The sequence below is a fragment of the Yersinia hibernica genome, assembly GCF_004124235.1.
In the GTDB taxonomy this organism is placed as follows: domain Bacteria; phylum Pseudomonadota; class Gammaproteobacteria; order Enterobacterales; family Enterobacteriaceae; genus Yersinia; species Yersinia hibernica.
On the sequence record NZ_CP032487.1, the window covers coordinates 4732921 to 4742939 of the forward strand.

Below are 10019 nucleotides of genomic sequence, written 5' to 3' on the forward strand. Positions count from 1 at the left end.
GTTACAGTTTCTTGGCTTTTTCCACTGCTTCTTCAATGGTGCCAACCATGTAGAACGCCTGTTCCGGCAGGTGGTCATAGTCGCCGTTCATGATGCCTTTGAAACCACGAATGGTGTCTTTCAGCGATACGAACTTGCCCGGTGAACCGGTAAAGACTTCTGCCACGAAGAACGGTTGAGACAGGAAGCGCTGGATTTTACGCGCACGGGATACCACCAGTTTGTCATCTTCTGACAACTCGTCCATACCCAAGATGGCGATAATATCTTTCAGTTCCTGGTAACGTTGCAGAATAGACTGCACGCCACGCGCTACATCGTAGTGTTCCTGACCAACTACCAGCGGATCAAGCTGACGGCTGGTGGAGTCAAGCGGGTCAACCGCCGGGTAAATACCCAGAGAGGCGATTTGACGGCTCAGAACGACGGTGGCATCCAAGTGAGCAAAGGTGGTTGCTGGAGATGGGTCAGTCAAGTCATCCGCTGGCACGTAAACGGCCTGAACAGAGGTAATTGAACCCGTCTTGGTGGAAGTAATACGTTCCTGCAACACACCCATCTCTTCAGCCAATGTCGGCTGATAACCTACCGCTGATGGCATACGGCCCAGCAGTGCGGATACTTCCGTACCGGCCAAGGTATAACGATAGATGTTATCGATGAACAACAGTACGTCACGGCCCTCATCACGGAATTTCTCCGCCATGGTCAAGCCAGTCAGTGCAACGCGCAGACGGTTACCTGGTGGCTCATTCATCTGGCCATAAACCAAGGATACTTTGTCCAAAACGTTGGAGTCAGTCATCTCGTGGTAGAAGTCGTTACCCTCACGAGTACGCTCGCCCACACCAGCAAATACAGAATAACCTGAGTGCTCAATCGCAATGTTACGAATCAGCTCCATCATGTTGACTGTTTTACCCACACCCGCACCACCGAACAGACCGACTTTACCGCCCTTAGCGAACGGACAAATCAAGTCCATAACCTTGATACCGGTTTCTAACAAGTCTTGCGAGCTGGCAAGCTCTTCGTAAGAAGGCGCTTCACGGTGGATTGCCCAACGTTCTTCTTCCCCGATAGGACCTTTCATGTCGATTGGGTCACCCAATACGTTCATGATACGGCCCAGAGTTGACTTGCCCACTGGCACTTCAATTGGGTGCTCCAGGTTGATAACTTTCAACCCACGGCTCAGACCATCGGAAGAGCCCATTGCGATACAACGAACAACACCACCGCCCAGCTGTTGCTGAACTTCCAGCACCAGCTTCTCAGCTGCGCCTTCAACCTCAAGGGCGTTGTACACTTTTGGTACAGCGTCTTGGGGGAATTCGACGTCCACTACGGCGCCGATTACCTGGATAATCTTTCCAGTAGCCATCTTGAATCCTCTACGTAATACGTTTACCCGTCATATTTCAACTTGCTGGCGCGCTAACCGCCTTCCTGCAATATGAACGACTAAGGGTAATAGCCTGGTTAAACCGCGGAGGCTCCCCCGACGATCTCGGTGAGTTCCTGAGTGATGCTGGCCTGACGAGCTTTGTTGTAAACCAACTGCAGCTCTTTGATCAGACTACCGCCGTTATCGGTGGCGGCTTTCATCGCTACCATTCGCGCGGCCTGTTCGCTGGCCAGGTTTTCAACGACGCCCTGATAAACTTGCGATTCCACATAGCGACGCAGGAGAGTATCCAGCAGTGCTTTAGGATCAGGTTCATACAGGTAATCCCAGGATTTCCTCTTCAGCTCCCCGTCTTCCGCTGGCGGAAGAGGTAACAGCTGCACGATCCGTGGTTCCTGAGACATCGTATTGATAAACTTGTTATTCACGATATACAGTTTATCCAGACGACCTTCATCATAGGCTTGCAGCATCACTTTCACCGGCCCGATAAGTTCTGACAGGGAAGGGTTATCCCCCATGCCAGTCACCTGAGCAACAATTTTGCCGCCCACGGAACCAAAGAAAGATGCCGCTTTTGATCCAATCAGCGCTAAATCACATTCAACGCCTTTCTCAGACCAACCTTTCATCTCAGCTAACAGTTTTTTGAACAGGTTAATGTTCAAACCACCACACAAGCCACGGTCTGTAGAAACCACCAGATACCCAACGCGCTTAACATCACGCTCTTCCAGGTATGGATGTTTATATTCCAGATTACCTAGCGCAAGGTGACCAATCACACTACGCATTGTTTCTGCATAAGGACGGCTGGCCGCCATGCGTTCCTGCGATTTACGCATTTTGGAGGCGGCGACCATCTCCATGGCTTTGGTGATCTTTTGCGTGTTTTGCACGCTGGCGATCTTGGAACGTATCTCTTTTGCGCCGGCCATTTCTGCTTCTCCTCATTGCCAGACGGCCTGCTCTCCTAATGAAAAGCAGGGCCGCATAGCGTTACCAGGACTGGGTTGCCTTAAATGTATCAAGGATGCCTTTCAGCTTGGCCTCGATCTCATCGTTATACGCGCCAGTTTGGTTGATTTGTTGCAGAAGCTCGGCATGCTCACGGTCAGCAAACGCCAACAGCGCGGCTTCAAAGCTACCTACCTTCGCCAACTCGATATCACCCAGATAACCACGTTCAGCTGCAAACAGAACCAGAGACTGCTGCGCTACAGACATTGGCGCATACTGTTTCTGTTTCAGAAGCTCGGTCACTTTCTGACCATGGCTCAACTGTTTACGTGTTGCATCATCCAAATCAGATGCGAACTGGGAGAACGCCGCAAGTTCACGATACTGTGCCAGAGCGGTACGGATGCCCCCGGACAGTTTTTTCATGATCTTGGTCTGCGCTGCACCACCCACACGGGATACGGAGATACCAGGGTTAACCGCAGGACGAATACCGGCGTTAAACAGGCTTGATTCCAAGAAGATCTGACCATCGGTAATCGAAATTACGTTGGTCGGAACGAACGCGGAAACGTCCCCTGCTTGAGTTTCAATGATTGGTAATGCGGTCAAAGAACCGGTTTTACCTTTCACTTCACCCTTAGTAAAGGTTTCAACGTAGTCTGCGTTAACACGCGCAGCACGCTCCAGCAAACGGGAGTGAAGGTAGAATACGTCGCCAGGATAAGCTTCACGACCTGGTGGACGACGAAGCAGCAAGGAGATTTGACGATATGCAACAGCCTGTTTAGACAGGTCATCATAAATAATCAGCGCATCTTCACCGCGGTCGCGGAAATATTCACCCATGGCACAACCGGAGTAAGGTGCCAGGTATTGCAATGCTGCAGATTCAGATGCCGTAGCCACAACCACGATGGTGTTAGCCAATGCGCCATGTTCTTCCAGTTTACGCACTACGTTTGCAACAGTAGAGGCTTTCTGGCCGATAGCAACATACACACACTTGATGCCGGAATCGCGCTGGTTGATGATCGCATCAATCGCCAGAGCAGTTTTACCTGTCTGACGGTCGCCGATGATCAATTCACGCTGGCCACGACCGATTGGAATCATGGCATCGACAGATTTATAGCCTGTCTGAACGGGTTCATCAACGGATTGACGTTCGATTACACCAGGTGCGATAGCTTCAACAGCTGAGAAGCCGTCATTTTCTACCGGACCTTTACCATCAACAGGTTCACCCAGAGTATTGACGACGCGACCCAACAGGCCACGACCGACGGGAACTTCCAGGATACGGCCAGTACATTTAACCTTCATGCCTTCAGCAAGATCGGCGTACGGGCCCATAACGACTGCACCAACGGAGTCGCGCTCCAAGTTCAGTGCGATTGCATAACGGTTGCCAGGCAGTGCGATCATCTCGCCTTGCATAACATCGGCCAGACCGTGTACGCGGATGATCCCGTCACTAACGGAAACAATAGTGCCTTCATTGTGAGCTTCGCTCACTACATTGAACTGAGCAATGCGCTGCTTGATCAGTTCGCTGATTTCGGTGGAATTCAGTTGCATATGCTCCAGTCCCCTTAAGACTGCAAGACGTCTGCCAGGCGTTCAAGACGACCGCGAACGCTGCCATCTATCACCATATCACCCGCACGTATTACTACGCCGGCCATGACAGACTTATCAATTTTGCAATTCAGCTTAACTTTGCGTGACAGACGTTTTTCCATCGCAGCGGCAATTTTAGCCAGCTGTTCGTCGTTAAGTGCACTCGCTGAGGACACTTCAACGTCGACGGTAGACTCTAGTGAGGCACGCAGTTGAATAAACTGCTGCAACACCTCAGGAAGAACCAGTAAACGGCCATTCTCCGCCATAACTCGAATGAAGTTCTGTGCGGGTTCATCGAGCTGCTCACCACAGACGGCAATAAACGTCTTAGACATTGTTTCTGGCGCTACAGCACCGGAAAGCAATTCAGCGATTTGTTCATTGCGCGTCACTTGGGCAGTAAACGCCAGCATATCTTGCCAACGCTCAACAGCCTGGTGCTCAACAGCAAAGTCAAAAGCTGCTTTGGCGTAGGGGCGAGCTACAGTTACAAATTCAGACATCAGCCCCTCCCTCCTTACAGTTCAGCGACCAGTTTATCAACGATGTCGCTGTTAGCAGCTTCATCCACGGAACGTTCGATGATCTTCTCGGCGCCAGCTATAGCCAACATCGCGACTTGCTTACGCAACTCTTCACGAGCACGCTTACGTTCGGCGTCGATCTCTGCCTGCGCTTGCGCCACGATTTTGTTACGTTCCTGTTCAGCTTCTGCTTTAGCTTCATCAAGGATCTGAGCTTTGCGTTTACTTGCCTGCTCAATGATCACCTGTGCTTCTGCTTTGGCCTTCTTCAGTTGGTCGGTCGCATTGGCTTGCGCTAAGTCCAAATCTTTTTTGGCACGCTCTGCAGAAGAGAGACCGTCAGCAATTTCTTTTTGACGTTTCTCGATGGCAGCCATAATTGGCGGCCATACATACTTCATACAGAACAGGACAAACAGGACAAACGCGATGGCCTGGCCGAGGATTGTTGCGTTAAGATTCACAGCACAATGCCTCTTTAAAAGTTAATAGTTTGGTGTAGTTCACAGTAGAGAAAACTCTACTTACGCGACAGCAAACATCACGTACAGACCCAGACCAACAGCGATCATAGGGATGGCGTCAACCAGACCCATGACGATAAAGAACTGTGTACGCAGCAGAGGAATCAGGTCAGGCTGACGTGCAGCGCCTTCCAAAAATTTACCACCCAGGATGCCGATACCGATCGCAGCACCGATTGCCGCTAAACCCATCATTATAGCGGCAGCCATGTACAGCAGATCCATATTCAGGTTTTCCATGACAGTCTCCAGTTTATTTCAGTTAAAACGCAGTAGTGTTATAAGAAAATCAGTGCTCTTCGGACGCCATCGACAGATAGACAATCGTCAGAACCATGAAGATAAAGGCTTGTAACGTAATAATCAGTATGTGGAAGATAGCCCAAGGTAAACTGAGCATCCACTGTGACCACCACGGCAACAGACCCGCAATAAGGATGAAGATCAACTCACCCGCATACATGTTGCCGAACAGTCGCAGACCGAGTGAAACCGGTTTGGACAGCAGGCTGACACCTTCCAGAACTAAGTTAACTGGAATGAATATCGGGTGATTGAACGGCTGCATCGTCAATTCTTTTACGAAGCCGCCTACACCTTTCATTTTAATGCTATAGAACAGGATCAGGATGAAGACACCCAATGCCATGGACAAGGTAATGCTCACATCAGCGGTGGGGACGACACGCAGTGCAGGTAACCCAAAGACATGTTCACCGATGTAAGGCAGTAAATCGATTGGCAGTAAGTCCATCATATTCATCAGTAAAACCCAAACAAACACGGTCAGGGCTAATGGTGCGATGACTTTACTTTTGCCGTGGTACATATCCCGTACGCTGCTATCGACAAAACCGATAATTAACTCGACGGCGGTCTGCAATTTGCCGGGCACGCCACTGGTGGCGCTTGCTGCAACTTTGCGGAACACAAGCAGAAAAGCTAACCCCAGCACGACAGAGAAGAACAAAGAGTCAATGTTCAACGTCCAGAACGTCGCAGGGCCAGGTGAGTGGGGATTGACCAACTCAAAGGTACGCAGGTCCAACTGAAGGTTATTCAGATGGTGCCCTATGTAGTCCCTTGGAGTAGAGATTTCTCCTGATGCAGACATGATGCCTCTTACCCTTTTGTAGTTAAATACGGTGATCGTCAAATACGATAACTGTTAAGTACGGTAGCCGCTAATCACGGCGGGTGCCAATATCTGCACAATCAGCACCGCTAAATAGGTTAAACCGAGTGGAACAAATACGGCTTTAAACAGCCCTAATGCCACAATCAGCAAAATTATCGTCAAGATAACTTTTAACCCTTCGCCAATGGCAAACGACCACGCAACACGACCCGGAGCAGCTGTTTTTGCCTGATGGCGGCAAGCAAACAACATAAAGATGGCGCTGGGTAACCAGGCTGCCAATCCTCCTGCCAAAGCAGAAGCACTCCATTCCAGGCTTTTAAAACCAAAAACAGCACTGAGAACAACAAAAGTCATTAACTGCAACAACAGCAACTTTCGTGCAATTTTCCCACTATAAAGGGATACAGACATGACGTTTGTTCTCTCCAGACTCATACTAAAGGAATGCTGAGTGAGGTATGAAACTGCCTTTTACCCCATTGAGTCAAGCAGCAAAAAACGTGCAAATTATACGGGCCACTCAAACGAATTCAATCGATAAGTAGCGAAAAGGTGAACAATTATTTAAATTTTCTTATTTCGAGCTATTTTCACAAGCAAAGCCTCGGAATAAAGCACACATTTAATTGTCTGACGATTCCAGCCATTATCAATAAAGCGTGGAACTGATCACATAACTAAAAACAAACTGATTTATATCCTATAAGATTCCTCTTTGTCTTTAACGAAAAGAGCCATTAAAAACTTTTATAAATCATAATGTTAAATTTAAACTATTATCAAACAACTTATCTACTTAGTAAAAACTTACCGTTGACATTTCCAATAATAAGCTTGCAACACTTCAGATACATAAAAAGTACAGAATCTCAGATAAAATAATGACCAAAGTGACTATTCAGTGACATTCAATATAGTAGTGTCATTTCTTACCGCTGATTTTGTGAACAATACGTGAAATATAATCTTTCCGTAAGAGAGTCTGCGAATAAATACTCACCAGTATTAAAACGACTTAATAAGGTATATTCCCCTATTTTAGGTAAGGGTTTATTACATTTTTTTGATAAATAGCAAACTTAGTTTGACTTAAGAACAACCAAATGGCGCTCACCCTCTAATTCGGGCACCTGCAATCGAATCACTGACTCAAGAACAACACCTTCAGGTAATGCCGCTAATTCATCATCTGGCCTCACCCCTTTAAGCGCATAAAAGCGCCCTTCTGGCTTAGCTGGTAAATGATGGCACCAAGACAGCATATCTTGTAAAGATGCAAATGCACGGCTTATTACACCATCAAATGCCGGTTTTGCGGCAAAGTCCTCAACGCGGCTTTGTACCGGCTCAATATTGTTTAACCCCAATTCATGCTGGACCTGCCGCAAAAAGCGAACCCGCTTGCCTAAACTATCAAGCAATGTGAAGTGTGCATCAGGGCGCACAATGGCCAGTGGTATCCCAGGCAACCCAGGCCCTGTCCCGACATCAATAAAGCGCTTACCTTGTAAATGCGGGTTAACCACAATGCTATCCAGGATATGCCGCACCAGCATTTGCATAGGGTCACGGACAGAGGTCAAGTTATAAGCTTTGTTCCACTTATCAAGCAGTTCTACATATCCTATCAATTGGTGCTTTTGCTGATCGGGTAACACAATGCCAGCTGCGTTCAGCAGCGAATCTAATTTTTTTAACACAACAATATCCTCTGACCGAAAAAGCTTCTGTCAGCATGTAATGAGCCGCTATATGAAATAATAATCTGGCTTAGCCACGGTGGTTTTAATCGGCCTGGTTGCTTATTCCGCACAGCTCAGGCCGATATTGAATCATTACGCGCTACGACGTAACAAGCCCTGTTTTTTCAACCAAACCAACAAAATAGAAATTGCCGCAGGTGTAACACCGGAAATACGTGATGCTTGGCCAATCGAATTAGGTTTGTGATCATTCAATTTAGCGATAACTTCATTCGATAAACCAGATACTTGGCGATAATCTAAATCAGCTGGCAACAAGGTATTCTCATTGCGCAATTGTTTTTCGATCTCTTCCTGCTGACGAGCAATATAACCCTCATATTTAACCTGAATTTCAACCTGATCAGCAGCTTGTGGATCGGTTAATGCAGGGCCGAATGAAGGTAAGGTCGTTAATAAGCGATAGTCGATTTCAGGGCGACGCAATAATTCTTCGCCATTAGCTTCTTTAGACAATGGCGCTTTCAACAATGCATTGATTTCAGAAACATTTTCAGAGTGAGGATGCACCCAGATATCACGTAAACGCTGGCGTTCTCTTTCAATTTGTTCAATTTTCTGGCTGAAATGAGCCCAGCGAACATCATCGACTAGCCCTAATTTGCGGCCCATTTCGGTCAAACGTAAATCAGCATTATCTTCACGTAGCATGAGGCGATATTCAGCTCGTGAGGTAAACATGCGGTACGGCTCTTTGGTGCCAAGGGTGCTTAAATCGTCCACCAGCACGCCAAGGTAAGCTTCATCACGGCGAGGTGACCAACCATCATCATCATTGGCGAAACGGCCCGCATTGAGGCCTGCAAGCAGCCCTTGAGCTGCTGCTTCTTCATAGCCGGTGGTACCATTGATTTGCCCAGCAAAGAACAAGCCCTGGATATATTTACTTTCCAAGGTTGGTTTCAAATCACGTGGATCAAAGAAATCGTATTCGATGGCATAACCCGGCCGGACAATGCGGGCATTTTCAAGCCCTTTCATTGAGCGGACTATCTGCATCTGGACATCGAAAGGCAGGCTGGTAGAGATGCCGTTTGGATAAATCTCATTACTCGTCAAACCTTCAGGTTCAAGGAAGATTTGATGTGAATTACGATCGGCAAAACGCATGACTTTATCTTCGATCGATGGGCAATAACGTGGCCCGATCCCTTCAATGATCCCGGCATACATTGGGCTGCGATCCAGGTTATTTCGGATCACTTCATGCGTTTTTTCATTGGTGTAGGTGATATGACACGGCATTTGCTCAGGATGCTGGCTGGCATTTCCCAAGAAAGAAAATACTGGAATTGGCGTATCACCAAGCTGAGGAGCCAATTGGCTAAAATCAATGCTGCGGGCATCAATACGCGGTGGAGTACCGGTTTTAAGCCGATTGACACGCAGTGGTAACTCACGCAGACGTTGTGACAATGAGATTGATGGCGGATCACCCGCGCGACCACCGCTATAGTTCTCAAGGCCAATATGAATTTTTCCGTCAAGGAAAGTGCCGACGGTTAACACTACCGCTTTAGCTCGGAATTTTAATCCCATTTTGGTCACAGCACCGACTACACGGTCATTCTCAACAATCAGATCTTCTACAGGTTGCTGGAAGATCATCAAGTTAGGCTGGTTTTCCAATGCGGTACGTACTGCTTGGCGGTACAGGACACGGTCAGCTTGCGCTCGAGTTGCCCTTACCGCTGGCCCTTTACTGGCGTTTAGTATCCTAAACTGGATACCGGCCTGGTCAGTTGCCATCGCCATTAAGCCGCCCAAAGCATCAATCTCTTTTACCAAATGCCCCTTACCGATACCGCCAATCGCTGGGTTACAAGACATTTGTCCCAGTGTGTCGATGTTGTGCGTCAGCAATAAGGTCTGACGTCCCATGCGTGCCGCTGCCATTGCAGCTTCTGTGCCGGCATGACCACCACCAATGATGATGACGTCAAATTGATCTGGATAAAACATGGTACTGCACCTCGCCGTTATGCGAATTTCTGTATTTGCCCTGGGGTGGGGGATTCTACTCAAGTTTGGACTATCGACCAAGTAGCTTAGGATCGCCCTTAATTAAAAGAA

10 protein-coding genes are annotated in these 10019 nt (G+C 48.0%); all 10 read right to left on the bottom strand.

Going from position 1 to position 10019, the window contains the following annotated elements:
* Position 1 precedes the first annotated feature (1 nt).
* Entirely contained in the window at positions 2–1384 is a 1383-nt protein-coding gene (atpD, locus tag D5F51_RS22100) for a F0F1 ATP synthase subunit beta (protein ID WP_032816366.1), read from the bottom strand.
* A gap of 98 nt (positions 1385–1482) precedes the next feature.
* Positions 1483–2346 carry a F0F1 ATP synthase subunit gamma gene (gene atpG / locus D5F51_RS22105; protein ID WP_025380082.1) on the bottom strand — a complete coding sequence of 288 codons (864 nt, stop codon included), beginning with the start codon at positions 2344–2346 and terminating at the stop codon, positions 1483–1485.
* A gap of 61 nt (positions 2347–2407) precedes the next feature.
* On the bottom strand, positions 2408–3949 hold the full coding sequence (gene atpA, locus D5F51_RS22110; protein ID WP_025380081.1) for a F0F1 ATP synthase subunit alpha: 1542 nt from the start codon (positions 3947–3949) through the stop codon (positions 2408–2410).
* 14 nt (positions 3950–3963) lie between these two features.
* On the bottom strand, positions 3964–4497 hold the full coding sequence (gene atpH / locus D5F51_RS22115) for a F0F1 ATP synthase subunit delta (protein WP_025380080.1): 534 nt from the start codon (positions 4495–4497) through the stop codon (positions 3964–3966).
* A 14-nt stretch (positions 4498–4511) separates the two neighbouring features.
* Positions 4512–4982: a F0F1 ATP synthase subunit B gene (atpF, locus tag D5F51_RS22120; protein WP_025380079.1), complete on the bottom strand. Its 471-nt coding sequence runs from the start codon at positions 4980–4982 to the stop codon at positions 4512–4514.
* 60 nt (positions 4983–5042) lie between these two features.
* Positions 5043–5282, bottom strand: coding sequence for a F0F1 ATP synthase subunit C (gene atpE / locus D5F51_RS22125; protein ID WP_004393045.1), 240 nt, complete (start codon positions 5280–5282; stop codon positions 5043–5045).
* 49 nt (positions 5283–5331) lie between these two features.
* A complete protein-coding gene (gene atpB / locus D5F51_RS22130; protein WP_025380078.1) occupies positions 5332–6156 on the bottom strand; it encodes a F0F1 ATP synthase subunit A in 825 nt (274 codons plus the stop codon).
* 54 nt (positions 6157–6210) lie between these two features.
* Positions 6211–6594 (bottom strand): F0F1 ATP synthase subunit I, encoded by a 384-nt coding sequence (gene atpI / locus D5F51_RS22135; RefSeq protein ID WP_025380077.1) that lies wholly within the window; start codon positions 6592–6594, stop codon positions 6211–6213.
* A gap of 668 nt (positions 6595–7262) precedes the next feature.
* Complete coding sequence (rsmG, locus tag D5F51_RS22140; protein WP_025380076.1) at positions 7263–7883, bottom strand: 16S rRNA (guanine(527)-N(7))-methyltransferase RsmG; 621 nt, start codon at positions 7881–7883, stop codon at positions 7263–7265.
* Positions 7884–8018: 135 nt separating this feature from the next.
* Positions 8019–9908: a tRNA uridine-5-carboxymethylaminomethyl(34) synthesis enzyme MnmG gene (gene mnmG, locus D5F51_RS22145; protein WP_025380075.1), complete on the bottom strand. Its 1890-nt coding sequence runs from the start codon at positions 9906–9908 to the stop codon at positions 8019–8021.
* Positions 9909–10019: the final 111 nt, after the last annotated feature.